Genomic DNA, 24,561 nt, shown 5'->3' on the forward strand with positions numbered 1-24,561 from the left:
GGGGCGGTGTACGGGATGTGCGGCGGGTCACCGGGCGGACCGCCGGCCCAGCCTGCGCCGCTCCTCCGGTGTCCTGTCCCCGGCGGTGTCCCTGCCGGGGGCCGCGGAGACGGACGCCACCGCTGCGGCGGCCGCCTTGGCCGCGGCCTTGACGGCGGGTGCGGGGACTCCGGAGTCGGCCGCGGGCGCGGCCTGGGCGGGAGGCGCGGGCTGCGCGGTGGAGGACGCCGAGGCGGAGGGTTTCGCGGTGGAGGGCGCGCCGGCGCCCGGCGCCGGCAGCTCGGCACGGGCGCTCCGGTCCACGGCCTCGGCGGCGGCCGGTACGCCGGCGCGGGCCGGGCCGCGGCGGCCCCGGGGAGCGGCCAGAAGCACGAGGCCGCCCACGAGGCCGCCCGCGCAGACGCCCACCGCGACGGAGAGCGGCACCGAGGGCGAGGCGGGCTCGGTGGGGTCGAACGCCGGGGCGAACAGCGACAGCTGGACCCCCGTGCTGTTCACGGCCTGGTTCCCCGTTCTGGTCAGGGCGTTGGCCACCGCGTTGGAGACGGCGGCGGCGCGGCCGGGGCTGGAGGCGGTCCCGGTGATCTCCACCATGGGCGCGTCCGGGGATGTGGCCGACCGTACGGCGGTCCGCAGCTCGTCCACCGGCATCCTCGCCGCCGTCCTCGCCTCGGCGAGGACGGCGCTGTCGGTGGCGACGCGGCCGTACGCCTGGGCGAAGCCGAGGGCGGTCGCCGAGTCCGCCCCGGCACCGGGCACCACGACCACGTAACTGGTCGCGGTGTAGCGGGGCGTGGCGAGCAGGCCGTACGCCGCTCCGCCGACCAGTCCCAGCAGGACTCCCAGGGCCAGCGGCCACCAGGCGGGCAGGTCGGACGTCCGCCACGGCGGCGGGAAGCGGACGAGCGGGCCGGTTCGGCGCGGCGGCGCGGGGGGTTCGGTCGTGCGCGGCTCGGTCAAGGCGGATTACCTCTTCGTCGTCGGGGTGGTCGGGACGGGCAGGAGCGGTTCGGGCGCCGCGGCGCCCGCGGGGGCGCGTACGGCCCGTGCGGCGGTACGTGCGGCAGTGCCCGCGGCCGGGCGCGCGGGGGCGCGGCCGTGGAGTTCCTCGTACAGGGCCATGAGCCGGTCGGCGCCGCGGGCCACGTCGTAGCGGCGCACCGCCTCGCACACCGGGGCACGCCGCCTGCCGGGCGGTACCGACGACGGCTCGCGCAGCGCCGCCACCAGGCTCGCGACCCCCGGTTCGACGCGGTGCGCCCCGGGGGCGTGGGAGCGGGGCAGCTCGTCGATGGCCGGGCAGGTCACATGGAGCACGGGCAACCCGGCCGCCAGCGCCTCCAGCACGGCCAGCCCGAAGGCCTCCTCGGCCGACGGGGAGACGAACACGTCCATGGCGCTGAGCAGCCCGGGGATGTCCGGGCGGCCCCCGCCCGCGCCCGGATCGCCCCCCACCGCTCCCCCGCACTCCCCCAGCAGCCTTACGCGGTCGGCGATGCCGAGCCCGGCGGCCAGTTCGCGCAGCCGGCCGCGCTCCGGCCCGTCCCCGGCCAGGACCAGATGGGCCCCGGGCAGTTGGGCGACGGCCCGCACCGCGATGTCGAAGCGCTTGCCGGGCACCAGCCGCCCGACCCCGCCGACCACCAGGGCGTGCGCGGGCAGTCCCAGCCGGGTGCGCACCGATGCGCGCACCACGGGGTCGAAGCGGAACCGGGCGGCGTCGATGCCGTTGGGGATGACCCGGATGCGGGAGCCGGGCACACCCCAGCGGCGCAGCCGGGAGGCGACGGTGGTGGAGACCGCGACGGTCGCGGTGCCCATGCGCTCGGTCGCCAGGTACAGGGCGCGGGCTCCCTGGGTGAGCGGGCGGCCCTCGATCCGCCGCTCGCCCAGGGAGTGCTCGGTGGCGATCACGGTCCGCGTCCCGGCCAGCCGCGCCGCGATCCGCCCGTAGACGCAGGCCCGGTACAGATGGGTGTGGACGATGTCGTAGCGCCCGGCGCGGACCGTGTCCACCAGCCTCGGCAGGGCGGACAGGTCCCGGTTGCCGTGCATCCCCAGATGGGTGACGGCGGTGCCGTCGGCCTCGATGCCGTCGGCGACCGCGCCGGGGTTGGTCAGGGTGACGACGTCGCAGCACAGCGGCAGGTGGCGCAGCAGCAGCCGCAGTTGCTGCTCGGCGCCGCCCGCGCCGAGGCCGGTGATGATGTGCAGCACTCTCATCGGTCCTCCTCTCCCACGTTGCGGTTCCGGGTCCGCCTCCGGGGTGAACGGCCTTCCGCGGACGCCCCCTTCACCGTCCGGCCCCGGTGAGGGATCCGGCGGCCGGCGCGGTGGGGCCGCTGGGCAGGGCCCGGCGCCGCAGGGGGTGCAGCAGCCTCTTGGCGTACAGCCGCGGCGAGGTGTCCTCCTCGCCGACGTGGACGCGGGGCAGGGCGTGGAGGCCGGTCAGCGGGCCGGGGTCGATGGCGCAGGCGTACGCGTAGCCCGCCGCGCGCACCGCCCGCACCGCCCGGTGGTCGACCGTGCCGTAGGGGTAGCAGAAGCCCTCGACCCGGCGTCCGGTGATCTCCTCCAGCACCAGGCGGCTGCCCTCGGTCTCCCGGCGCAGGGTCTCGTCGTCGGCCGCCGTCAGGTCGAGGTGGAGCAGTCCGTGGGAGCCGACCTCCATGCCCGCGCCGACCGCGGCGCGGACGCCCGCCTCGGTCAGCAGCGGCTTGCGGGGGCCCAGCGGGTCCCACTCGTTGTCGCCTCCGAGCCGGCCGGGCAGGACGAACACGGTCGCGGTGCAGCCGTGGCGGCGCAGCAGGGGCACGGCCTCCCCGATGAAGTCGGCGTACCCGTCGTCGAAGGTCAGGCCCACCAGTCCGGCGCCCCGTCCGGCCGATCTCTCCCGCAGCAGCTCGCCCACCCCCACGCCGCGCAGACCGCGCCGCCGCAGCCAGCGCAGCTGGCGGTCCAGGCGGCCCGGCGAGACGGTGACGTTGTAGGGGTCCTCGGTGTGCTCGGCCACCGAGTGGTACATCAGCACCCAGGGGCGCACCGGCCGCAGCCGCGGCAGCGAGGCGGTGGGCGCCGTGGAGGGGGCGGGGGCGGGTGTGCGGGCCGGATCAGCGGACATGGCGGAACCTTCGTGTGACGGCGGTCAGGAGCTGCGGTACTTCGGGCGCCCGGACGGCGAGCGCCGCGGTGGTGAAGGCGGCCGGGACGACCAGTGCCCCGGCCAGGGCGGTGGGGAGCGGGGAGGGCAGGAGCGGTGCGGCGGCGAGGCCGGCCGCGGTGGCCGCCGCCGCGGCCAGGGCGAGCCGGCCCAGGCCGGCCGCCACCGGGCGCACCCGGACGGGCAGGACGCGGGTGCGCAGGCCGCACAGGAGCAGCAGCGCGGTGGTGGTGATCCCGGCGGCGTTGGCCGCGGCGATGCCGTGGACGCCCCATCGGGGGGCGGCCAGGGCGCCGGCCGCGACGGTGAGCAGCAGGCCGACGGCCATCGCGCCGGCCGGGTACCAGACGGGCCGGGCGGCGGCGAAGAACGGCCGCACCAGGGCGCCGGCCAGGCAGTGGCCGAGCAGCCCGGTGGCGTAGACGCGCATGACCGAGGCGGTGGCGGCGGTGTCCCCGGCGCCGAAGGCGCCCCGCTCGAAGAGGAGCTGGACGATCTGGGGGGCGTAGGCGATCACGTACGCGGCTCCCAGCAGCACCACCGTCGCGGCCAGCACCAGATCGCGCTCCACACGCCGCCGGGCCCGCTCGGTCCGGCCGTCGGCCATGGCCCGGGCGACCAGGGGGAAGGTGACCGTGCACAGCAGCAGGGAGAAGGTCATGGGGAGTTGGGCGATCTTCTGCGCGTAGTTCAGGTGCGAGATCGCGCCGGGCGGCAGTCCGGAGGCCAGGAAGCGTTCGACGAGCACCTGCGACTGGCGGGAGAGGGCGAAGACGGCCACCGGGGCCACCAGGCCCCAGCCCACCAGCGCCGCGGCACGCGGGGCGCGGGCGGCGCGGCGCGCACGGACCGCGCGGCGCGCACGTACGGCACGGCGCACGCGGACGGTGGGGGCGGTGCGGACGGGCAGGCGCCGCCAGAACGCCGGAAGCTGGACCAGGACCATCGCCAGGCTGCCCGCGGCCACCCCGAACGCGGCGGCGCGCACTCCCCACCGGGCGTGCAGGCCCAGCACCACCGCGATGATGGCGATGTTGTACGCGCAGTAGATCGCCGCCGGGGGCACGAAGCTGCGGTGGGCGCGCAGGGCCGCGCTGAAGTAACCGGCGGTTCCGAAGCCCAGCACGGTGACGGCCGTCAGCCGGGTGCAGTCCACCGCCAGGCCGGGGTCGGCCAGGCCGGGCGCGAGGGCGCCCACCAGCAGCGGTGCCAGCAGCGCCACGGCCGCGGCGGCGCACGCCAGTGCCAGGAGCAGCCGGGGAAGCGTCGCCGCCAGCAGTGCGCGCACCGGGTCGGCGGCGTTGCCCGCCGGGTCCTCCGCGAGGGCGCCGGAGTCCGGCTCCCCGGCCGCGCGGGACGCGGCCCGGCGCGACAGCGCGAGGCTGAACGCCGGGACCAGCACCAGCGCCATGGCGTCCTCGATGAGGATCGTCGAGGCGAACTCGGGGATGGTCCAGGACACCAGGAAGGCGTCCGTGTCGCTGCCCGCGCCGAAGAGGTGGGCGATGGTCTGGTCCCGCACCAGGCCGAAGAAGGAGCCTGCGGCGGTCAGGACGGCGGTCGCCGCGGCCGCCCGGGCGACGAACCGCCCGCCCGGCGCGGAGCCGGAAGCCGGGGCGGCCGGGGGCGCGGAGGGGCCGGAGGGCGGCGGGGGCGCGGTCGGCGCGCCGGTCGCGGTGCTCACCGTACGTCCGCCCCCTTCGCGCCCTGTGCGCGGTCGGCGGCCGCGCACCCGGCCGCCGCCGCGGGCGCCAGCGCCCACCAGGCGGCCAGGCCGAGCGCCACGGCGGTAAGCACCGTGGAGGGGCCTCCGATGTCGGCGTAGAGGAAGTCGACGCAGACCAGGACGAGCAGGCCGGTCGCGGCCAGACCGCAGTCGGCGCCCCGGCCCGCCGTCCGTGCCCGCCGCAGACGCCGCACGCCCAGCACCAGCAGCGCCGCCCACCCGCCTGCGACGGCGGTGGCGCCGACCAGCCCCTGCTCGGCCAGGAGGAGCAGGTACATGTTGTGCGGGGACAGCAGGGGCTGGCGGTGGAAGTCCTGGCCGGCCCCGGCGGTGTCGCTCGCCGAGGACAGCGCCAGGGAGGCGTGGGAGTCGCGGTGTCCGGCGAAGCCCTTCGGGCCCACTCCGGTCAGCGGGTTCTCGCGCCAGATCCCCACGGCGGCGGCCCACATGGTGTAGCGGTCGGTCACGGACCGGTCGGGCTCCCCTGCGACCTCGGTGATGCTGGCGGCGCGCTCGGCGACGAGGTCGCCGCCCACGCCGAACCCGCCGACCAGGACCACCCCGGCGGCCATCAGGACCGCCAGGGTGCGCAGGGCCGTCCGCAGGCCGGCCAGGAGCAGCACCGCCGTGCAGGCGGCGGCGGTGGAGATCCACGCTCCCCGGCTGAAGGAGAGGACCAGCGGCACCAGGAGCGCGGCGGCGGTGCCCAGCGCCGCGGGCCGCAGCCACCGGGGGGCTCCGGCGGGCGGGGCGAGCCCCGCCGCGAGGGCGACGACGACGCCGCAGGAGACGGCGGAGGCCATCCCCATGACGTCCAGCGGGCCGAAGGTGCCCACCGCCCGGATGTCCTCGCCCCGGTAGGAGGCGCCGGTGCCGGTGAGGTACTGGTGGACGCCGACCGCGCCCTGCACCACTGCGACCGCCACCAGCGAGGCGGTGACCAGCCGGGCGTGCCGCCGCGAGCGCAGCGCGAGCACCAGGGCGGCCGGCACCAGGACGAACACCTGGAGCAGACGGACGAAACCGGTGAGGCCGGCCGCGGGATCCTGGGCCGTGGCGGCGGCCAGCGCCAACCCGGCGGCAGGGGCCGCCAGTACGGCGGCGGCCGTGGTGTCCAGCGGGCGCGCGCGGGTGCGCAGCGCCCACGCGGCGCAGCACACGACCAGGACGCCCGAGGCGGCGTCGGCGAGGGTGGCGCCCGCGCCGCCCCCGCCGGGCGCGCGGTGTGCGGGCACGCACACCAGCAGGACGGTGGCGAGCGCGGGCAGCACCGGCAGGTGGGAGGCCACCGCCGCCGGCAGGCGGGTCCTGCGGGGCCCGGGGGCCGGGGCCTCCCCGTAAGCCGTGCCGTAAGCCGTGAGGGCCGTGGGAGCCGCGGGCTCGGTGGGCTGTACGGCCGCCCCGCACCGCACGTCGGCCGCGGTGGCAGCGGTGGCAGCGTCGACCGTGGTGGCCGTCGTCACCTCAGCTGCCCCCGAGCCGGAGGACGGAGCCCGCGGTGCGCAGCAGGATCGAGACGTCCTGCCACAGCGACCAGGTCTCGATGTAGTGGTTGTCGAACCGCGCCCGGTCCTCGATGGAGGTGTCGCCGCGCAGGCCGTGCACCTGGGCCAGCCCGGTGATCCCGGCGGGCATCCGGTGGCGGGCCGCGTAGCCGGGGTGGAGCCGGCTGAACCGCTGGACGAAGTAGGGTCGTTCGGGCCGCGGCCCGACCAGGCTCATGTCGCCGCGCAGTACGTTCCACAGCTGTGGCAGCTCGTCGAGCGAGGTGCGGCGCAGCACATGGCCGACCGCGCTCATCCGGCGGTCGTCGGCGACGTTCCAGCGCGTCGCCGACTCGTGCTCGTCCCGGGGGCGCAGGGTGCGGAACTTCAGGACGGTGAACGGGCGTCCGCCCAGTCCGATCCGCTCCTGACGGAAGATCACCCCGGGCCCGTCGGCGATCCGGACGGCGAGCGCGCAGGCCAGCAGCACCGGCGCGGCGGCCACCAGCGCCACGGCGGCGACCGTGACGTCCAGGGCCCGCTTGCCGCGCAGTCCGGCCCGGTGGTGCCGGGGCCGCGGATCCAGGCGGTGGCAGGGGAAGCCCCACAGGTGGTCGGCCGGGCGGCCGGCGCGGGGGGCGGCCGGGTGCGCGGCCGGGCCGGCCGCGCCGACCACCCACACGGTGCAGTCCAGGTCCGTGAAGAGCGGCACGAGTGCCGCGGCCTCCGGATCCGCTCCGGGGTCGCGGGTGAACACCGCGTCGCGCACGGCGTTCTGGATGGCGGCCCGGACGATGTCCTCGCGTCCGGTGAGCACCGGTACCGAGACGCCTTCGGCCAGTGCCGCGTCGGCGGGTTCTCCGCCCGGCTCGACCACCCCGACCGGGCGCATCCCGTACTCGGGGTGCTCGTACAGGGCGGCGGTGATCCGCCGCCCCGCCTCCCCGGCGCCGACCACCAGGGCGGAACGCGGCCTGCGGCGGCCGGCCCGGCGGCACGCCAGGTGGACGGTGCCGCGGGCGGCGCAGGCAAGGACCGTGTGGGCGGCCACCGCGGCCGCCAGAACCGTCCAGCCCGGGTTCCTCCCCTCCCAGACCGTGGCCGACAGCGCGACGGCCGCGCACCAGGCGGCGGCCGTACGGCCGAGCAGAGCGGGCAGCTCACCGAGCACGGCCGGCGCCAGGGTGGTGCGGTAGAGGCCGGCGCGGGCGTTGAGCGGCGCCAGGACGGCCAGCAGGACGGCGCACAGCACCACGGCCGCGAGCACACCCCCGCCTCCGTCCGCTCCGGGCGTCGCGGTCACGACGGTCGCGGTGGTCACGGCCGCGACCACCGCGACCGCCGCGAGGCAGTCGGCGGCGGCGAGGAGGGCGGCGGCGCGGCGCCGGTACGGGTTCCCTCGCAGGCTCTCCGGCAGCGGCCGGTGCGCCGGTCCGCGCGGCGGTCCGACGTGGCCCGCCGCGGTGCGGGCCTTGGGCTCCGGCAGGGGCAGGACCCGGCTCGGGTTGGATGTCCCGGTGTTGTCCGTGGTCATCGCCTGGTGTGCTCCCTGGTATCGGGGTGGGGATGGGGGTGGGATGGGGGTTCGGCGGCCGGCCGGGGAAGGGGGCCGGCCGCGGCGGGGGCCGGCGGGCGGGTCCGCCGGCGGACGGGCGCGGCGGCGGACCGCTCGGCCAGCACCTCGGCGTACAGCCGCGCGACCCGCTCGGCCGTGTGCCGTACGTCGTGGAAGGCCCGGACGTGCTCGGCGGCCAGCAGCCCAAGGTCGTGCCGGAGCGGGGGGTCGGCCAGCAGCGCGGCCAGCGCGCGGGCCAGGGCGCGGGGATCCTCCGGCGGGACCAGGAAGTCGGCGGCGCGGCCCGGCGGGAGGCTCTCGGCCGCACCGGTCACCGCGGTCGCCACCACCGGGCGGCCGCAGGCCATCGCCTCCAGGGGGACCAGTGCCATCCCCTCCCAGCGGGAGGGCAGCACCACCGCGTCGGCCGCCGCGTACCAGGCCGCCGTGTCCTGTGCGGGCCCGGCGAACAGCACCCCCGCGGGCGCCGCCCCGGCCAGTTCCCGGCGCCATGGGCCGTCGCCGACCAGGACCAGCCGGGCGCCGGGGACGCGGGCGGCGACCTCGGGCCAGGCCCGCAGCAGCACGTCCTGCCCCTTCTGCCGGCACAGCCGGCCGACGCAGACGGCCAGGGGAGCGTGCGGCGGCACCCCGGCCAGCACGGGCAGGGTGGTGCGCGCGCGGGCGCGGGCGGCTTCGTCCGCGGGGCTGAAGCGGCGGGTGTCCACGCCGTTGTGGACCACCGCCCAGCGGGCGCGCACCCCCGACGCCTCGCCGTGCCGCAGTTCGTCGCCGGCCACGCACAGCACGCGGTCCGCCCAGCGGGCCGCCAGCCGTTCCCAGCACAGGGCCAGCCGGGCGGTCGCCCCGCCCACGGCGTCGAAGGACCAGGCGTGCGGCTGGTGGACGGTGGGAACGCGGCCCCGCAGGGCGAGCCGCAGGGCCAGTCCGGCCTTGGCGCTGTGCGTGTGCACCAGATCGGGGCCGATACGCCGCACCAGCCGGGCGGCCCGTACGGCCTCGCCGTACAGGCCCGGCCCCGGTTCGCGCCGCGCGGGCCAGTCGGCCACCTCCGCGCCGGCCGCGGCGGCGTCGCGGCCCAGCGCGCCGCCGGGTGGGCAGGCCACCACGGCGCGCGTTCCCGCGGCGGTCTGGGCGCGGACCAGGTCGGTGACGACCCTGGCCACTCCGCCGTCCACGGGCTGGGACAGGTGCAGCACCGTCATGCGAACCGCTTCCCGGTCTTTCTGGAACACGTGTGAACTCCCCATCCACCGAACCGTTCTGACGTCGAGCCGAGCGCGCCGGGCGCACGGCCCTCAGCGGCGCGCGTCGACCTGCAGGAAGAGCGCCCCGAGCTGGTAGCCCTCGTCACGGGTGGTGAAGCGGAACGTCAGCGAGTCGCCGCCACGCACCAGCGCGGGGGTGATGCCGTGGACGTCGGAGTCGTAGCCCAGCGTGTCGGGGTACGCGGGCAGGCGGCGGGGCGCCGGGCGGCCGTGGTCGGTGATCGTGGAGTTCATGGGGTCGTCGGCGGGGTTGGCGGCGTCGCGCACCCGGTGGGCGGGCGCGGTCCCGGTGCTCACCGTCAGCGTCTCCCCGCCCCGGCCGCGGTCGCCGTCGTAGGCCACCACGCCGGCGGCACCGGACGCCCCGGGCGGCACCGGCAGGGCCTCGGCGGTGATGTCGAGGACCCTCCTGGAGGGGGTCATGGCCTCGTAGCCGTCCATGAGCACCAGGTGGCGCAGCGGCTCCTTGGGGTGGGCGTAGGCCGCCACCAGCGTCCAGCCGCCCCAGGCGCCGGCGGGCGAGCGGCCCGCGGCGACGTTGAGCTGGGCGACGGTGTAGGAGCCGCCGCCGGACCGCGCGACCAGGCCGGTGACGTCGGCCGAGGCGGTGTACCCGTCCATGACGCCGGTGCGGCGGTGGCCGATGACGGTGTCGGCGAGGACCTCCTTGTACCGGCCGCGCGGTTCGGCGATCAGCACCCGTCCGTTGTCCTCGGGGGGCTTCTGCTCGCCGACCCGGAGGTTGCCGCCCCAGTACAGCCGGGCGTAGGTGACGCGCGCCCCGGTGGGCAGGCGCAGTTCCGCGCTGCTGGAGTTGTAGGTGTTGGGATCGTCGTCGACGTCGACGTAGGTCATCTCGTAGTCGCCGTTGTTCCCCTTCGCCTTCCCCTCCCGGGCCTGCGCGCACGGCGGCGCACCGGTGGCCGCGGGGGTGAGGCAGGTGGCCGCGGAGTTGGCGGCGCGGACGATGCCGCCGTGCTGGGTGGCGCGGTACCGCTCCCCGAACGGGATGCGCGGCGCCTCGCCGGGCGCGGGCGCGGCCGCGGTCGGCGGCAGTGCCATCGCCAGGGCCGCGGCTGCCAGTGCGCACAGCACTCCTCGGCTGGTGAGCCCCAGGGAAACACGCATGGACCTTCTCCGATCGATACCGTTCAAATCGGAGCAAACCATGACAGACGCTTATGCCTCCCCCGGAGGTGACGCGCGGGGGTTGCGCCGAGCGTGTGACCGCCCGGATCAGAACCGGGCGGGTACGGCATCCGCTCGCGGCGGTACGGCCCACAGGAGGGAACCGGAACGGTGATCCCGCTGGGCCCTCCGGGTGGTCCTGCGCATCATTCCTGTTGGGCCGCCGCCGGACCGGACAACCCATTCACAGCCCGGATCGACCACGGTTCGAAGAATCCCGAAAGGAGAACGGCGATGATCCGTATCGCCAAGACCGCCGCGATCGCCGCGGCCGCCTGCGCCCTGGTTCTCGGCGGCGCGGGAGCCGCGTCGGCCTGCGGAGACCACCACGGCGGTCACAAGGGCGGCCACCACCAGGGCCACCACGGCGACGGCCACAAGAAGGACCGGAAGAAGGACCACGGGAAGGGCCACGGGAAGGGTCACAAGAAGGACCACGACAAGGGTCACGGCAAGGGCCACAAGAAGGACCACGACAACGGCTACGACAAGGGCCACAAGAAGGACCACGGGAAGAAGGAGCACCACAGGGGCGGCCACGGGGACGGATACGGGAAGGGCGGGGACGACCACCGCGGAGGCGGTTACGGCGGAGGCCACGACGCCTACGCCGGGGCGGTGGCCTTCGGATCCCCCGGCGTCCTCAGCGGCAACGTGGTCCAGTTCCCGATGGACTTCGACCTCAACGTCTGCGGCAACCAGCTGACCGTCCTCGGCGCGCTGAACTCCTCCTCCGGGAACGTCTGCGTCAACAAGTGACCCGGCGCCCCCGTCCCGCTCCGCCGGCGGGGCGGGGGCCGTTTCGGCTCCGGGAGCGGCGGGCACCCGCGCGCGGCGAGGTGATGGACATGCCCGAACCCGGAAGCAAGGACTACGACAAGCAGCGCGCACGGCGCCGCAAGGAGGCGGAGCGCGGCGGCGTACCCGACCGGCATGCCGACGAGGAGGCCAACGAGTCGCTGCAGCAGGACCCTCGCCGGCGCTCCTCCGGGCCGCGCACCGAGCGCGGCCGCGGCCCCAAGGGCGAACGCCCCGGGGGCGGCTGAACGGTGCGGCCCGCCGGGCGGCGGGCCGCACCCGTGAGGGCGCTCAGGGGCCGCCTTCCTCCTCCTGCCCGCGTACGGCGTCCCGTTCCCCCGCCGCGTCACGGGGCAGGTTGCGGCCCGCCGGCGGGTCCACCTCCACCGGCGGGGTCCAGGGGCCGCGCTCCACGGTCTCGCCCGGCTGCATTCCCGGAGTCGGCCCCGCGGCGATCTCGGGCTGCTCCATGTCGTCGGCGGCCACGGCGTGGACATCGCCCTTGCCCAGCGGGGACGCGCCCGGTTCCTCCTCGCTGCCGGGCTCCCAGTGGTCCTCACCCGTGCCCACGTCCTCGCCGCTGCGGGGCAGCTCCTCGCCCGGGCCGTACGTGGCGTTGCCCGGATTCCGCGTCCGCTCGGCCTCCTCGGCGATCTCACGGGCGCGCCGCTCCCTGTCCGTACCCTCGTCCTCACCGGACATGGTCTGGCTCCTCTCCGTGGGCCCCGGGGCCCCCGGGACACCGGGGCGCTCCGGACATCCCGCGCGCCCCGGGCGCCCCGAACGCCCCGAGTGCTTCCTGACGGCGGATCTCGCCGACGCGGCGCGGGTACCCGGCGACCATGGGAAGCATTCTGGTCGGCACCTGCTCGTGGACGGATCCCGCACTGGTCGGCAGCGGGTGGTACCCGCCGTCGGCCAAGGGGGCGGAGGGGCGGCTGCGGTACTACGCCGGGCGCTTCGGCCTGGTCGAGGTGGACTCGACGTACTACGGGCTGCCCAGCACGCGCAACAGCCGGCTGTGGGCCGAGCGCACCCCCGACGGGTTCGTCTTCGACGTCAAGGCGTTCTCCCTGCTCACCGGCCACTCCACGCGGGTCGGCTCGCTCCCGGCGGAGCTGCGCCCGGCCGGTGCCCCCGCGGGCGCCCGGGTACGGCCCGGAGCGCTGGGGCCGGCGGCCGTGGAGGAGGTGTGGCGGCGCTTCGCCGACGCGCTGGAGCCGCTGCGCGCGGCCGGGCGGCTGGGCGCGGTGCTGATGCAGTTCCCGCCGTCGCTGCGGCCCGGCCCCGAGGCGGAGGCGTTCGTGGAACGGTGTCTGGCACGCGCGGGCGCGCTGGGCCGGCACACGGCGGTGGAGTTCCGCGACCCGCGCTGGTACGCGCCCGAGCGCTCCGCGGACACGGCCGACCTGGCCAAGCGCCACGGCGCGGCGCTGGTCGCGGTGGACACCGCGCAGGGCCTGCCCGCCTCCGTGCCGCCGGTCGCCGCGGCGACCGCGCCGGAGCTGTCGGTGGTCCGCTTCCACGGCCGCAGCCCGCACTGGGGCACCGGCTCCAAGGAGGACTCCTACCGGCACCGGTACACCGTGGAGGAGCTCGCCGAGTGGGTCCCGCGGATACGGGCGCTGGCGGAGCGGACCGACCGGGTGCACGTCCTGTTCAACAACTGCTGCGGCGACGCGTCCGTCCGCGCCGCCGAGACGATGAGCGGACTGCTGGGGTGATGCGTTCATGAACGGGCCGGACGGGACGAGGAACACGGGCACGGACCGGCGCGCGGGACCGCGGGAGCGGGACGCCGCCGTGGTGCGCGCACTGCTGGAACTCCACGGGCGCACGTACGCGCAGGAGGCGGGCATCCGGCTGCGGAACACCCCCGTGCCGCTGTACCGGCTGCTGGTGCTCTCTCTGCTGCTGAGCGCCCGCATCCGGGCGGAGACCGCGGTGTCGGCGGCCCGCGCCCTGTTCGGCGCCGGGCTGGGCGACGCGCGGAGCATGGCCGAGTCGGCCTGGCAGCGGCGGGTGGACGCGCTGGGCGCGGGCGGTTACCGGCGTTACGACGAGCGGACGGCCACCCAGCTCGGCGACGGCGCGGAGCTGCTCCTCCAGCGCTACCGGGGGGACCTGCGCGGGCTGCGCGAGGAGAGCGGGGTGAGCGAGCGGCTCCAGCGCTTCCCCGGCATCGGGCCGACCGGGGCGGACATCTTCCTGCGCGAGGCGCAGGGCGTCTGGCCGGAGTTCGCCCCGTACCTCGACCGCAGGACTCGCGAGGGCGCGGGGCGGCTGGGGCTGCCCGCCTCGTCGCGGGAGCTGGCGCGGCTGGTGCCCGGTGAGGAGCTGCCGCGGCTGGCCGCGGGGCTGGTCCGCGTCTCCCTCGACCGGAAGGCCGCCGACGAGGTGCTCGCCGCGGCGCGGGTGTGATTCCGTTTCCGTTTCCGTGCCGTTTCGGCGCCGTTTTCATGCCGCTGCGCGCTGTTTCCGCGCCGTTGTGCGCGATGCCCGCGCCGCGTTGCACCGCGAGGTGCCGCACTGTGCCCCGCCAGGGGTTTTCACGGCGGGCGCCGTTGGGCGCCGGATGCGGGCTCTTGCCGTCGTACGGAAAGCGCGTCTATCTTTGGCGCGCTCGCCAACGGAATTGCGTGAGAGCTCAACTGACGGACCGCCGGATACGGCGTAGGGGAGGGACCGGCTGTGGCCGGAAGAGGGCGTCATCGCCGATACAAGCCCAACGCGGTTTCCCGCGCGTCGCTGACCGTCACCGCGGGAGGGGCCGGAATCGCCATCCCGCTGATCGGGGCCACCGCCGCCCACGCCGCGCCCGAGGAGATCTGGAACAAGGTCGCCGCGTGCGAGAGCAGCGGGAACTGGAATATCAACTCCGGAAACGGTTTCTTCGGCGGATTACAGTTCAAGCAGAGCACCTGGCAGGAATTCGGCGGTACCGCCTACGCCCCGCGCGCCGACCTCGCCACCAGGGAGGAGCAGATAGCCGTCGCCGAGCGGGTGCTCGACGGGCAGGGCCCGGCCGCCTGGCCGGTGTGCTCGACCCGGGCCGGTCTGGCCTGGGAGCACCAGGGCTCCGGCACCGCCGCCGAGGCCGCCGAGCCGGAGGGCAACCAGCCCCGCACCCAGACGCGGGCGGAGACCGGGGCCAGGCTGTCCGCCGCCCCCGCCAAGGCCGCGAAACCGGGCGGGAAGCCCGGCGACAAGCCCTCCGGCAGCGGCCGGACGTATGTGGTGGCCGGCGGTGACACACTCTCCGGGATCGCCGACGAGCACGATGTGCGCGGCGGCTGGCAGGCGCTGTACGAGCGCAACCGCACGGTCGTGGGCGGTGACCCGGACCTGATCTTCCCCGGGCAGCGGCTCAGTCTCCAGCAGGGCGGCGCGGCCCGGACGCGGCAGGACGACGCCTCCGGCCGAAGCGTCACCGTGCCCCGGCAGAAGAGCGCGCCGAAGGCCGAGGAGAAGCCGAAGGAGCAGGAGAGACCGAAGGAGCAGGCCGGGTCCGAGGTCCGGGAGAAGCCGAAGGAGCAGGCGAAGCCCCGGGAGAAGACCGGCCCCGAGGAGAAGACCGGCCCCGAGGAGAAGGCCGAGCCCCAGGAGAAGATCCGGGCGCAGGCCGAGCCCGGGCGGGCCGAGCGCAAGAGCTCCGGGGCGGAGGCCTCGCCCGGCTACGCCTCCCCCGTCAGCGGCGTCTCCCCCACCACCGCGTACCGCCAGTCGGGCAGCGGCTGGTCCAGCGGCTACCACACCGGCGTCGACTTCCCCGTCTCCACGGGCACCTCGGTGCAGTCCGTCAGCCGCGGCCAGGTCGTCTCGGCCGGCTGGGGCGGCGCGTACGGCTACCAGGTGGTCATCCGGCACTCCGACGGCCGCTACAGCCAGTACGCCCATCTGTCGGCGATCTCCGTGCGCTCCGGCCAGCAGGTCAACGCAGGCCAGCGGATCGGGCGTTCGGGTTCCACCGGCAACAGCACCGGCCCCCACCTGCACTTCGAGATCCGCACCGGCCCCGGCTACGGCTCCGACATCGACCCGCTGGCCTACCTGCGCGCCAACGGCGTGCGCATCTGATCCCGTACGCCACCGCCTCGCTTCCCGTGCGTTCCGGTGCCGCGGCACCGGAACGCACGGGAAGCGGTGTCACTCGATGTCGCGCCGCTCCAGCGGGTGGGTCGCCGGGCCCTGGATCACCGAGCCGTCGGGGGCGAAGCGCGAGCCGTGGCAGGGGCACTCCCAGGCCAGTTCCGCGTCGTTGAAGTGGACCAGGCAGCCCAGGTGCGTGCAGCGTGCCGAGACGGCGTGCAGCCGCCCGTCGGCGTCGCGGTGGACGGCGCAGCGGCTCCCGCCGATCCGTACGACCGCGCCGCCGCCCGGGGCGATCTCGTCGACGGAGTCGGCGTGCGAGGGGCGCAGCCGGTCGCCGACGAAGTGCTTGGCGACGGTGGCCTGCAGGCCCAGCAGCGAGGGCGCCTCGCGGAAGCCGGGCAGCCGCCGGGGGTCGTACAGCTTCGCCCAGGCCGGCAGGTCCTCGCCGGTGACGTACCGGGCGAGCAGCCGGCCCGCCAGCACCCCGCTCGCCATGCCCCAGCCGCCGAAGCCGGTGGCGACGTAGGTGTGGCGCGCGCCGGGGTGGAAGGGCCCGATGTACGGCACCCGGTCGGTGGAGCTGTTGTCCTGGGTGGCCCAGCGGTGGACGACCCGGGCGTCGGGGAAGCGCTCGCGCGTCCAGGCCTCCAGGCTCTCGAAGCGCTCGGTGACGTCGGCCGTCCCCGGCAGGAACTTCTCGCCGGTGACGATGAGCAGCCGCTGTCCCTCCCCGTAGGGCGCGGTGCGCACCGAGCGGGTGTCGTTCTCGGGGGTGAGGTACATCCCGGCCGGGTCCTGTGCGGCGGGGATCGAGGCGGCGACGACCAGTTCGCGGTGCGGCTCCAGCCGGGAGAACAGCAGCGCCCGGTCGAAGACGGGGTAGTGGGTGGCGACGACGACGGCGTTCGCGGTGACCGTGGCGCCGTTCTCGGCGGTCACCCTGCACGGCTCGCCCTCCTCCAGGCCCACCACGCGGGTGCGCTCGGCGATCCGCCCGCCGCGCCGCACCAGGTCCCCGGCGAGCGCCATCAGGTACTTGCGCGGGTGGAACTGCGCCTGGTCGGCCACGCGCACCGCGCCCCGGACGGGGAACGGGAGCCCTGTCTCGGTGACGTAGACGGCGGGCAGGCCGGCCTCGGCGGCGGCCTCGGCCTCGGCCCGCAGTTTCTCGGCCGTCTCCTCGGACTCGGCCCAGGTGTAGGCGGGCACGCGCTCCAGCTCGCAGTCCACACCCAGCTCGGCGGCGGTCGCGGCCAGGTGCCCGATCGCGTCCTGCTGGGAGAGCGCGTACATCCGGGCGCCGTCGGCGCCGTGTTTGCCGCGCAGCTCGTCGTAGATCATGCCGTGCAGGGAGCTGACCTTGGCGGTGGTGTGGCCCGTGACCCCGGCGGCGATCCGGTCGGCCTCCACCACGGTGACCCGGCGGCCTGCGCGGGTCAGTTCCCAGGCGGTGCACAGGCCCGCGATGCCCCCGCCGACGACCACGACATCGGTGTCGGTCTCGCTGCCGGGCTCCAGCGGCGGGTGGGTGACCTCGGGGGTGACGGGGGCGGTCGCCAGCCAGTACGACTCGTTGTCGGCGGGGGATGCGCTCATGACCTGCGGTTCCCTCCGCGCTCGGGCCGTACGCCGGTCCCCTCGCCCTCGCCGGACGGGCCGACCTCGCCCACGCCCTCGGGCGGGCCGAACCGGTCGGCGTCGTCCTCGCCCCTGAGCTGGCCGATGTCGCGGCCCTCCTCGACGGTGTGGACGGCCGACTCCTCCGGGGCCAGCCCCTCGGCCGCGGACTCGTGGGAGAACACGTCCTGGTTGGCGGGCCGGTCGCCCAGCGGGTCGTCGCTGAGCTGGCCGGTCTCTTCCTCCGGGGGGCCGGAGGCCCGGGAGGTCTCCCCCACATCGGGTTCCTCCTCGGCCAGCCGGTCGCCCAGGGGCTTGCCCTCCAGCTGCTCGGAGTAGGTGGTGCCCCACTCCTCGGCGGCCACCGGGCGCTCGCCGGGGACGGGCATCTGCTGCGGATCGTTCATCCACTCCTGCTCGGGCATGCCGTTCTGCAGGTCGGGGATTCCCTCGTCCTCGGGGCGGCCGCCCGGGTCGTAGGGGGCGTCCAGTGCCGAGTCGCCGGGGCTGGGACCGGTGGCGGGTTCCCCCTCGGGCGGCAGGCCGGGGGTCTCGTCGTCGTTGACGGTGGCGTCCTCCTCCGCCAGCGCGGGCCTGCTCTCGTCGCCCGCGGCGGTGGGCTCGTTCTCGTCAGCCATGGTCGGTCTCCCTCCGGGTCCCGGTGTCGGTCAGGGGCGCGCACGCTTCGGTGATCCGGTCGGCTCTCATCGACCCGCCCGGTACCCGCCGGTACCGGGCGGAAACGCGCGGTGTGCCCCGTCCGGGCCCCGATCGCGCGGTTTCGGGGGTGGACGCAGGGGTACCCCGGCGCATCGCGTCCGGTGCCGGGGGAAGCAGGGCCGCGTGGCAGCCGTGGTGCGGTCGCGCCCCGGACGCGTCAGCGCAGTGGACGAGCAGGAGGAACCAGGTGACCTTCAACCCCTTGGAGCAGCGCGGCATCCCGCTGGACCGGCAGCTCCGCAACTGGCGTGAACTCGACGTCGAGCCGATCGACCCGAACCACGCCGACCCCTACACCCGCTGCCGCGTCATCACGATGAACGGCATCGAGGTGGAGGCGATCACGTTCAGCCACCACTTCGCCCGGGTGTGTCCGGACATGGACGTCAAGCGGCAGCTCGCCGAGGTGCGGTACATCGAGCAGCAGCAGCAGAAGACGGTCAACTGGCTGCTGCCGGGCCTGTCCTCGGTGCTGGAGACGACGATCGCCTACGAGCAGGTGGCCGTCGACCTCACCGCCTGGGTCGCCCGGATGGAACCGGACCCGTACCTCAAGCAGGCGTACCAGTTCGGCGTCCTGGAGGACTTCGACCACCTGTACCGGTACTCGAACCTGTACGAGATGATCGAGCACCGCAAGGCCGAGAAGATCGTCGACCAGCTCACCGAGGTCATCCCGGGCCGGCCGACCAAGTACCACCACCGCCACCCGGCCGACAACGTGCGCGACCCGTACGACAAGGACCGCACGGACCCGCTCTCCAAGCTGCACGCGCTGACGATCATGTCGGCCGAGCAGCAGACCATGAACTTCTACATGAACGTCGGTCCCCAGTACATGGAGCCCATCGCCCGCCAGCTCTACCAGGAGATCGGGCTCATCGAGGAGGAGCACGTCACGCACTACGAGTCCCTGGTGGACCCGGGCGAGACCTGGTGGGAGCGCCTGGTCAACCACGAGTACAACGAGTGCTACCTGTACTACTCGTTCATGCAGCAGGAGAGCGACCCGAAGGTCAAGGCGATCTGGGAGCTGCACCTGAACATGGAGCTGGAGCACCTGCGCATCGCCTGCGACCTGATGCGGCGGCACGACGGCCGCGAGCCGGAGGAGGTCCTGGCGCCGGAGCTGCCGAACGTCCTGACCTTCGAGCCCAACAAGGGCTACATCCGCGAGCTGCTGGCCACCCAGCTGGACCTGACGACGCTGGGCGCGGGGTACGTGCGCGAGGCGCACGAGCGTTTCGAGCGGATGCAGGAGCAGATCCACGGCGGCGAGGAGCCGCCGAGCGAGCGGGTGATCGACCGGCACCGGGAGATGTTCGGGGGCGAGTACCGGCTGAGCACCGAGGGCGAGCACCCGGACGCCTCGCTGCGCGAGCGCCAGCGGGCCTGAGCCCTTCCTCCCGCGCAATGCGGCCGGGCCGTCCACTCCGCGCGGAGTGGACGGCCCGGCCGCATTGCGCGGGAGGCCCCGGCGGCCCGTTCGGCGGCCGTCCATGGCCCGGCGTCGGCCTCAGTGCCGGCCCATGGCCTTGCGCACGGCGTCGCGGGCCCGGTCGGCCACGGCGGCCAGCGGGCCGACGGCCAGGTTCTCGGCGGCGGTCTCCACGCCGGGGTGCGGGCGGGTGGGCGCGGTCGCCTCCGCCGCCTTCAGCGCCCTGGCCATGGCGCGCAGCCGCTCGGGTTCGGTCTCGCGCGCGATGTGGATGAACTCGTAGCGCTCCTCGGCGCGGGCGTGCGCCTCCACGTCGTGCCGCAGCGTCTCCAGGCGGGTCATGAACTCGGGGCTGTCCGGGTCCATGTCCTCCAGGTCCTTCAGGACCTCCTTGGCCTTCTTCTCCTCCTCCAGGCGCTCCTCCACCACGCTCTCGCCGCCGTCGATGCTGCGCCGGGCATAGGGGTGGATCACCTCCTCCTCGGCGGTCTCGTGCACCGCCAGAAGCCTCACCAGGCGGTGGAAGGCGTCCCGCCGGGCGTCGCCCTCGGTCGCCTCCACCTCGTCGAAGAGGTTGCGGATCTCGCCGTGCTGCCGCATGAGCAGCGCCACCGCGCTCTCACCGTTCCCGTCGTGCCCGCCGTGTCCGCTGATGTCCGTCGTCTCCTGCCGTCCCGCCATGTGGGGGGTTTCCTTCCGTGAGCTGTCGTCGGCCGATCGCCCCGGGGGTCCGTACCGGATCCCGTCGCGCCACCGGGCCCTGCCGTCGGCCCGGTGGCGCTCGGTGCGAACGGTCGCGGTACCCGTGACCCCCACCCGAAAACCCCTGCTCGTTTCGCCGGGCCTGCCGGGGGTACCCACACTGCCGTGACCAGGGATGGAACCGCCGGGGGACTGACCATGGGGGTCGAGGAGGAGTTCCTCCTGGCCGACCCGACCACCGCCCGCACCGTGCCCGGTGCCCGGGCGGTGCTGCGCCGCGCCCACCACGAGGCGTCCGCCGCCGACGGCTCCGGCTACAAGGCGGAGTTCCTCTCCAGCCAGGTGGAGTCCGCCACCGGGGTGTGCACCTCCCTGGACGAGGTCCGCGGGGAGCTCGCGGAGGACCGCGCCCGGCTGGTGGACGCCGCCCGGGAGGAGGGCCTGCTGCTGCTGTCCTCCGGGGCGGCCGTGCTGAGCGACGGGCGGCCCCCGGTGGCCGAGGGCGAGCGCTTCCGCCGCATCTCGGAACTCTTCGCCGACATCGTGGACGACTACCAGGTGTGCGGCTGCCACGTCCATGTGGGCGTGCCTGACCGGGAGACCGCGGTGGCCGTGGTCAACCGGGTGCGCCGCTGGCTGCCGACGCTGCTGGCGCTGTCGGTGAACTCCCCCTTCTGCGAGGGACGCGACCGCGGCTACGCCAGCTGGCGCATGATGGAGCAGCTGCGCTTCCCCGCCGCCGGAATGCCTCCCCGCTTCCCCGACGCCGCCTCCCACGACGCCGAGGTGGAGCGGCTGGTGTCCTACGGCGCGCTGATCGACGACCGGATGAGCTTCTGGCTGATGCGCCCCTCGCCGTGGCTGCCCACGGTCGAGTTCCGGGTCGCGGACGCGGCGGCCACCGTCGACGACGCGGTACTCCAGGCCGCGCTGGGGCGCGCCCTGGTGCGCCGGGCCCTGGCGGAGCTGGAGGCCGGGGTGCCGGAGCCGGAACTGGACGAGCGGGCGGCCAGGGCCGCGGTGTGGGCCGCGGCGCGGTACGGGCTGCGGGGTGACGGCATCGACCCGGTCACCCGCGCCCGCGTGCCGGCCGGCGAACTGCTGGAGGCGCTGCTGCGGCACGTCGCGCCCGCCCTGGAGGAGACCGGCGACACCGAGGCCGTACGGCGGCTGCTGGACGCGGTGCGCGAGAACGGCACCGGGGCCGACCGGCAGCGGCGCGCCTGGGCGCGGGGCGGCCCCCGGGCGGTGGTGGAACTGCTGGCCGCCCAGACCGACGCGAGGGAGCACAAGCGAGCATGACGACCACCACCGGTACGGCCGCGGAGCAGGCCGTCAGCGCGTCCGGCGCCGCGTCCGGCATCCCCTCGGGCGCGGTCACGGCCCCACTCCCCTCACCGCGGGGCGCGTTGAGCGCAGCGGTGCTGGAGGCACTGGCCGCCCCGCCGCCCGCGCGGCTGCCGTCGTCCCTCGGGGCGGCGGTGGAGGAGGCCGATCCGTACGGCGAGGACCTGCAACTGGCCCTGTACGTCTGCTACGAGCTGCACTACCGGGGCTTCGCGGGCGTGTCGGCCGAGTGGGAGTGGGACCCGGACCTGCTGCGGCTGCGCGCCGGTCTGGAGCGGGTCTTCCTGGCCGCCCTGCGCCGCGACACCCTCACCGGCACGGCCTCGGACTCGGACGTGACCGCCGCGCTGGAGCCGCTGCTGGTGGAGCCGGCCGAGGGCGGCGGGGTGTCGGACTTCCTGCTGCGCGAGGGCGAGTGGTGGCAGATGCGCGAGTACATCGCCCACCGCTCGGTCTACCACCTCAAGGAGGCCGATCCGCACGCCTGGGTCATCCCCCGTCTCGACGGCCAGGCCAAGGCGTCGCTGGTGGCGGTGGAGTACGACGAGTTCGGCGGGGGCCGCGGGGAGCGGGTGCACGCGCGGCTGTTCGCGGACCTGATGGCGGGCGCGGGCCTGGACCCGTCCTATCTGCGCTACCTCGACGACGTGCCCGCCCCGATCGTGGCCGGGGTGAACCTGATGTCGCTGTGCGGGCTGCACCGGGCCCTGCGCGGTGCGCTGGTGGGCCACTTCGCGGCGGCCGAGATCAGCACCGCGCCCAGCGCCCGGAAGATGGCCAGGGCGCTGGAGCGGATGGGCGCCGCTCCCGAGTGCGTGCTGTTCTTCACCGAGCACATCGAGGCGGACGCCGTGCACGAGCAGGTGATGCGCCGGGACGTCATCGGCGACCTGCTGGCGCGCGAGCCGGAGTTGGCCGCCGACGTCGTGTTCGGCATCCGCGCCACCGAGCTGCTGGAGGAGCTTCTGGCGGACCGCCTGCTGGACGCCTGGCGCCGCGGCGCCACCTCGCTGCGGCGTCCGCTGGACGCCTGAGCCGGCTCCGGGGCGGAGCCGGGGCGGGGCGGCGGCGGCCGGCGGTCAGCCCCGGTCCGCGCCCCGGCCCTTTTCCGGGTCCGTCTCCGACTCCGTGTCCGGGGCCGAGTCCGAGTCCGTGTCCGCCGCCGTGGGCCTCGGGCGGCGCTCCTTGCGGCGGTGGCTGGTGTCGCACCACGGGTAGCGGTGGCTGCGGCGGCAGGCGCACAGGGCGACCGTGAAGCGGTCCGACCGGGCGACGCGGCCGTCGGGGAGGACGACCTCCACCGGTCCCTCCACCAGCACCGGGCCCTCGGGGTCGATCACCACGCGCCGGGCACGGCCCTCCCCCGCGGGCTCAGGGACGGTCGGCACGGACCACCACCAGTTCCTCTGTCCGCTGCCCCGGCGCGATCAGGCCCCGCTCCTCCAGCCAGGCGGCGCGTTCGCGCAGCACCGGGCCGAACGGAATGGTGGTGCGGGCCACCACCGAGGACTTCAGCCCCTGCTCGCGCAGCAGGTCGAGCGTCACCCGGGTGCCGCACAGCGCGGAGTGGACCATCAGCATCGTGCCGCCCCGCGCCAGCAGCGAGGGCGCGTACGCGCACAGCCGGTCCAGCACCGCGCGGCCGTCCGGCCCGCCGTCCCAGCACATCGCCGCGCCCCTGCGGGGCAGTTCGCGCCGCGGGGAGGGCACGTACGGCGGGTTGGTGAGGACCACGTCGAAGGGGCGCCCGTGCTCCGCCTCCGCCAGGGCGTCGGTGAGATCACCGCGCCGCACCGTCAGCGGCAGCCGGTGCAGCCAGGCGTTGCAGCGGGCGGCGAGCACGGCCCGGGGCGAGGCGTCCAGCGCCACAGCCTCGGCCGCGCCCATGCGCAGGGCGGTCATGGCGAGCACTCCGGTGCCCGTGCAGAGGTCCAGGACGCGGGCGCCGGGGGCGAGCGCGGCGTCGTGCAGCGCCTGCCTCAGCAGCCAGGTGTCGTCCTGCGGCGCGTACACCCCGGGGGGCCTGAGCAGCAGCATGAACACCGGATACCTCGTTTGCCGCTCCCCTAACGTGCCCGTCCCGGGCCCGCGGGCCGGTGACTGGCCCGCGCGCACCGGGGTACCCGGCCGTCTCCCTGTGGAAAGAGGTGGAGAGCGATGAAGGCAGTGGTCTGGCACGGTCGGCGCGACGTACGGGTGGACGAGGTCCCCGACCCGGCGGTTCGCGAGCCGACGGACGCGGTGGTGCGGATCACCTCGAGCGGGCTGTGCGGCTCGGACCTGCACCTGTACGACGTGCTGACCCCGTTCATGACGGAGGGCGACATCCTCGGGCACGAGCCGATGGGCATCGTGGAGGAGGTCGGCCCCGAGGTGCCGAACCTCTCCCCCGGCGACCGCGTGGTGATGCCGTTCCAGATCGCCTGCGGCACCTGCTTCATGTGCTCGCAGGACCTCCAGACCCAGTGCGAGACCACCCAGAACCGCAGGTTCGGCACCGGCGGCTCGCTCTTCGGCTACACCAAGCTCTACGGTCGGGTACCCGGCGGCCAGGCCCAGTACCTGCGGGTGCCGCAGGCGCACTACGGGCCGATCAAGGTGCCCGAGGGCCCCGCGGACGACCGCTTCCTGTACCTGTCGGACGTGCTGCCGACGGCCTGGCAGGCGGTGGCGTATGCGGACGCGCCCAAGGGCGGCTCGCTGGCGGTGCTGGGCCTGGGCCCCATCGGGGACATGTGCTGCCGGATCGCGCTGCACCTGGGGGTGGAGAAGGTGATCGGCGTCGATCTGGTGCCCGAGCGGCTGGAGCGGGCCCGGGCGCGCGGCGTGGACGTGCTGGACCTCACCGAGCACGACGACGTCGCCGACGCCGTCCGGGAGAAGACCGGCGGGCGCGGCGCGGACGCGGTCATCGACGCGGTGGGCATGGAGGCCCACGGCAGCGCGGTCGCCGAGGTGGCGCAGAAGTCGGCCGGGCTGCTGCCGAAGAAGATCGCCGAGAAGCTGATGACCACGGCGGGCGTGGACCGGCTGGCCGCCCTCCGGCTCGCCATCGACGCGGTGCGGCGCGGCGGCACCATCTCGATCATCGGCGTCTACGGCGGGATGACCGACCCGCTGCCGATGCTCACCCTGTTCGACAAGCAGATCCAGCTGCGGATGGGCCAGGCCAACGTCCGGCGCTGGGTCCCGGAGGTCCTGCCGCTGCTGACGGACGAGGACGTGCTGGGCGTGGACGACTTCGCCACCCACCACGTGCCGCTGGAGAAGGCTCCCGAGGCGTACGAGATGTTCCAGAAGAAGGCCGACGGGGCGGTGAAGATCATTCTTCGGCCGTAGGCCCGGCCGCCCTCCTCCAGCCCCCTCTCCGCGGGCCCGCCCGGCCTCGTTCGGCGAGGTCTTCCGCGGGGCCTTCGACGGGGCGGCGCGGGCCGGAAGACCGGAC

Annotated in this window: 23 protein-coding genes; 9 read left to right on the plus strand and 14 right to left on the minus strand. The window is 75.5% G+C overall.

Annotated elements, in window-relative coordinates; genetic code table 11:
- Positions 1 to 27: 27 nt before the first annotated feature.
- The 8 genes from QPK52_RS03800 to QPK52_RS03835 all read right to left on the minus strand — a co-directional run bounded on the left by QPK52_RS03800 (position 28) and on the right by QPK52_RS03835 (position 10,342).
- Positions 28 to 960 carry a hypothetical protein gene (locus tag QPK52_RS03800; RefSeq protein ID WP_410535574.1) on the minus strand — a complete coding sequence of 311 codons (933 nt, stop codon included), beginning with the start codon at positions 958 to 960 and terminating at the stop codon, positions 28 to 30.
- Positions 961 to 966: 6 nt separating this feature from the next.
- Positions 967 to 2,223, minus strand: coding sequence for a glycosyltransferase (locus tag QPK52_RS03805; protein WP_410535575.1), 1,257 nt, complete (start codon positions 2,221 to 2,223; stop codon positions 967 to 969).
- Positions 2,224 to 2,293: 70 nt separating this feature from the next.
- Positions 2,294 to 3,121, minus strand: coding sequence for a polysaccharide deacetylase family protein (locus tag QPK52_RS03810; RefSeq protein ID WP_410535576.1), 828 nt, complete (start codon positions 3,119 to 3,121; stop codon positions 2,294 to 2,296).
- Positions 3,111 to 4,844, minus strand: a complete 1,734-nt coding sequence (locus QPK52_RS03815) for a lipid II flippase MurJ (RefSeq protein ID WP_410535577.1) — start codon at positions 4,842 to 4,844, stop codon at positions 3,111 to 3,113. Before QPK52_RS03815 ends, QPK52_RS03810 begins: the two co-directional genes overlap by 11 nt.
- Entirely contained in the window at positions 4,841 to 6,187 is a 1,347-nt protein-coding gene (locus QPK52_RS03820) for an O-antigen ligase family protein (RefSeq protein ID WP_410540182.1), read from the minus strand. The genes QPK52_RS03815 and QPK52_RS03820 overlap by 4 nt, the downstream gene beginning before the upstream one ends.
- A gap of 163 nt (positions 6,188 to 6,350) precedes the next feature.
- The gene (locus tag QPK52_RS03825) at positions 6,351 to 7,904 is read right to left on the minus strand and encodes an exopolysaccharide biosynthesis polyprenyl glycosylphosphotransferase (RefSeq protein WP_410535578.1); all 1,554 of its coding nucleotides are present in this window, start codon (positions 7,902 to 7,904) and stop codon (positions 6,351 to 6,353) included.
- Positions 7,901 to 9,151 (minus strand): glycosyltransferase family 4 protein, encoded by a 1,251-nt coding sequence (locus tag QPK52_RS03830; RefSeq protein WP_410535579.1) that lies wholly within the window; start codon positions 9,149 to 9,151, stop codon positions 7,901 to 7,903. The genes QPK52_RS03825 and QPK52_RS03830 overlap by 4 nt, the downstream gene beginning before the upstream one ends.
- Positions 9,152 to 9,244: 93 nt before the next feature.
- Positions 9,245 to 10,342, minus strand: coding sequence for a hypothetical protein (locus tag QPK52_RS03835; RefSeq protein ID WP_410535580.1), 1,098 nt, complete (start codon positions 10,340 to 10,342; stop codon positions 9,245 to 9,247).
- Between the two features lie 294 nt (positions 10,343 to 10,636).
- Here QPK52_RS03835 and QPK52_RS03840 point away from each other — a divergent pair, with 294 nt between their 5' ends.
- Both QPK52_RS03840 and QPK52_RS03845 read left to right on the plus strand, forming a co-directional pair.
- Positions 10,637 to 11,161: a chaplin gene (locus QPK52_RS03840; protein ID WP_410535581.1), complete on the plus strand. Its 525-nt coding sequence runs from the start codon at positions 10,637 to 10,639 to the stop codon at positions 11,159 to 11,161.
- 89 nt (positions 11,162 to 11,250) lie between these two features.
- A complete protein-coding gene (locus QPK52_RS03845) occupies positions 11,251 to 11,448 on the plus strand; it encodes a hypothetical protein (RefSeq protein ID WP_410535582.1) in 198 nt (65 codons plus the stop codon).
- A 43-nt stretch (positions 11,449 to 11,491) separates the two neighbouring features.
- Here QPK52_RS03845 and QPK52_RS03850 read toward each other — a convergent pair whose 3' ends face one another.
- Positions 11,492 to 11,902: a hypothetical protein gene (locus QPK52_RS03850; protein WP_410535583.1), complete on the minus strand. Its 411-nt coding sequence runs from the start codon at positions 11,900 to 11,902 to the stop codon at positions 11,492 to 11,494.
- Positions 11,903 to 12,042: 140 nt separating this feature from the next.
- Between QPK52_RS03850 and QPK52_RS03855 the strand changes: the two genes are divergently transcribed.
- The 3 genes from QPK52_RS03855 to QPK52_RS03865 all read left to right on the plus strand — a co-directional run bounded on the left by QPK52_RS03855 (position 12,043) and on the right by QPK52_RS03865 (position 15,277).
- Positions 12,043 to 12,924, plus strand: a complete 882-nt coding sequence (locus QPK52_RS03855; protein WP_410535584.1) for a DUF72 domain-containing protein — start codon at positions 12,043 to 12,045, stop codon at positions 12,922 to 12,924.
- A gap of 7 nt (positions 12,925 to 12,931) precedes the next feature.
- Entirely contained in the window at positions 12,932 to 13,621 is a 690-nt protein-coding gene (locus QPK52_RS03860) for an endonuclease (protein ID WP_410535585.1), read from the plus strand.
- Positions 13,622 to 13,891: 270 nt separating this feature from the next.
- Positions 13,892 to 15,277 (plus strand): transglycosylase family protein, encoded by a 1,386-nt coding sequence (locus tag QPK52_RS03865; protein WP_410535586.1) that lies wholly within the window; start codon positions 13,892 to 13,894, stop codon positions 15,275 to 15,277.
- Between the two features lie 69 nt (positions 15,278 to 15,346).
- Here QPK52_RS03865 and QPK52_RS03870 read toward each other — a convergent pair whose 3' ends face one another.
- Positions 15,347 to 16,888, minus strand: a complete 1,542-nt coding sequence (locus QPK52_RS03870) for an FAD-dependent oxidoreductase (RefSeq protein WP_410535587.1) — start codon at positions 16,886 to 16,888, stop codon at positions 15,347 to 15,349.
- On the minus strand, positions 16,885 to 17,547 hold the full coding sequence (locus tag QPK52_RS03875) for a hypothetical protein (RefSeq protein ID WP_410535589.1): 663 nt from the start codon (positions 17,545 to 17,547) through the stop codon (positions 16,885 to 16,887). Before QPK52_RS03875 ends, QPK52_RS03870 begins: the two co-directional genes overlap by 4 nt.
- A 269-nt stretch (positions 17,548 to 17,816) precedes the next feature.
- Between QPK52_RS03875 and QPK52_RS03880 the strand changes: the two genes are divergently transcribed.
- Positions 17,817 to 19,025: a hypothetical protein gene (locus QPK52_RS03880; RefSeq protein WP_410535591.1), complete on the plus strand. Its 1,209-nt coding sequence runs from the start codon at positions 17,817 to 17,819 to the stop codon at positions 19,023 to 19,025.
- Positions 19,026 to 19,145: 120 nt separating this feature from the next.
- On the opposite strand, the gene QPK52_RS03885 is transcribed toward QPK52_RS03880, so the two are convergent.
- Positions 19,146 to 19,748: a hemerythrin domain-containing protein gene (locus tag QPK52_RS03885; protein WP_410535592.1), complete on the minus strand. Its 603-nt coding sequence runs from the start codon at positions 19,746 to 19,748 to the stop codon at positions 19,146 to 19,148.
- A 186-nt stretch (positions 19,749 to 19,934) separates the two neighbouring features.
- On the opposite strand from QPK52_RS03885, the gene QPK52_RS03890 reads away from it, so the two are divergent.
- Both QPK52_RS03890 and QPK52_RS03895 read left to right on the plus strand, forming a co-directional pair.
- Entirely contained in the window at positions 19,935 to 21,071 is a 1,137-nt protein-coding gene (locus QPK52_RS03890; RefSeq protein ID WP_410535594.1) for a glutamate--cysteine ligase, read from the plus strand.
- Positions 21,068 to 22,150 carry an iron-containing redox enzyme family protein gene (locus tag QPK52_RS03895; RefSeq protein WP_410535595.1) on the plus strand — a complete coding sequence of 361 codons (1,083 nt, stop codon included), beginning with the start codon at positions 21,068 to 21,070 and terminating at the stop codon, positions 22,148 to 22,150. Before QPK52_RS03890 ends, QPK52_RS03895 begins: the two co-directional genes overlap by 4 nt.
- A 45-nt stretch (positions 22,151 to 22,195) precedes the next feature.
- Here QPK52_RS03895 and QPK52_RS03900 read toward each other — a convergent pair whose 3' ends face one another.
- Positions 22,196 to 22,504, minus strand: a complete 309-nt coding sequence (locus QPK52_RS03900; RefSeq protein ID WP_410535596.1) for a CDGSH iron-sulfur domain-containing protein — start codon at positions 22,502 to 22,504, stop codon at positions 22,196 to 22,198.
- Positions 22,488 to 23,153 (minus strand): HemK2/MTQ2 family protein methyltransferase, encoded by a 666-nt coding sequence (locus QPK52_RS03905; protein ID WP_410535597.1) that lies wholly within the window; start codon positions 23,151 to 23,153, stop codon positions 22,488 to 22,490. Before QPK52_RS03905 ends, QPK52_RS03900 begins: the two co-directional genes overlap by 17 nt.
- Before the next feature lie 120 nt (positions 23,154 to 23,273).
- Between QPK52_RS03905 and QPK52_RS03910 the strand changes: the two genes are divergently transcribed.
- Positions 23,274 to 24,455, plus strand: a complete 1,182-nt coding sequence (locus QPK52_RS03910; RefSeq protein WP_410535598.1) for a zinc-dependent alcohol dehydrogenase — start codon at positions 23,274 to 23,276, stop codon at positions 24,453 to 24,455.
- Positions 24,456 to 24,561: the final 106 nt, after the last annotated feature.

The organism is Streptomyces sp. KL2, from assembly GCF_046529545.1.
In the GTDB taxonomy this organism is placed as follows: Bacteria; Actinomycetota; Actinomycetes; order Streptomycetales; family Streptomycetaceae; genus Streptomyces; species Streptomyces radiopugnans.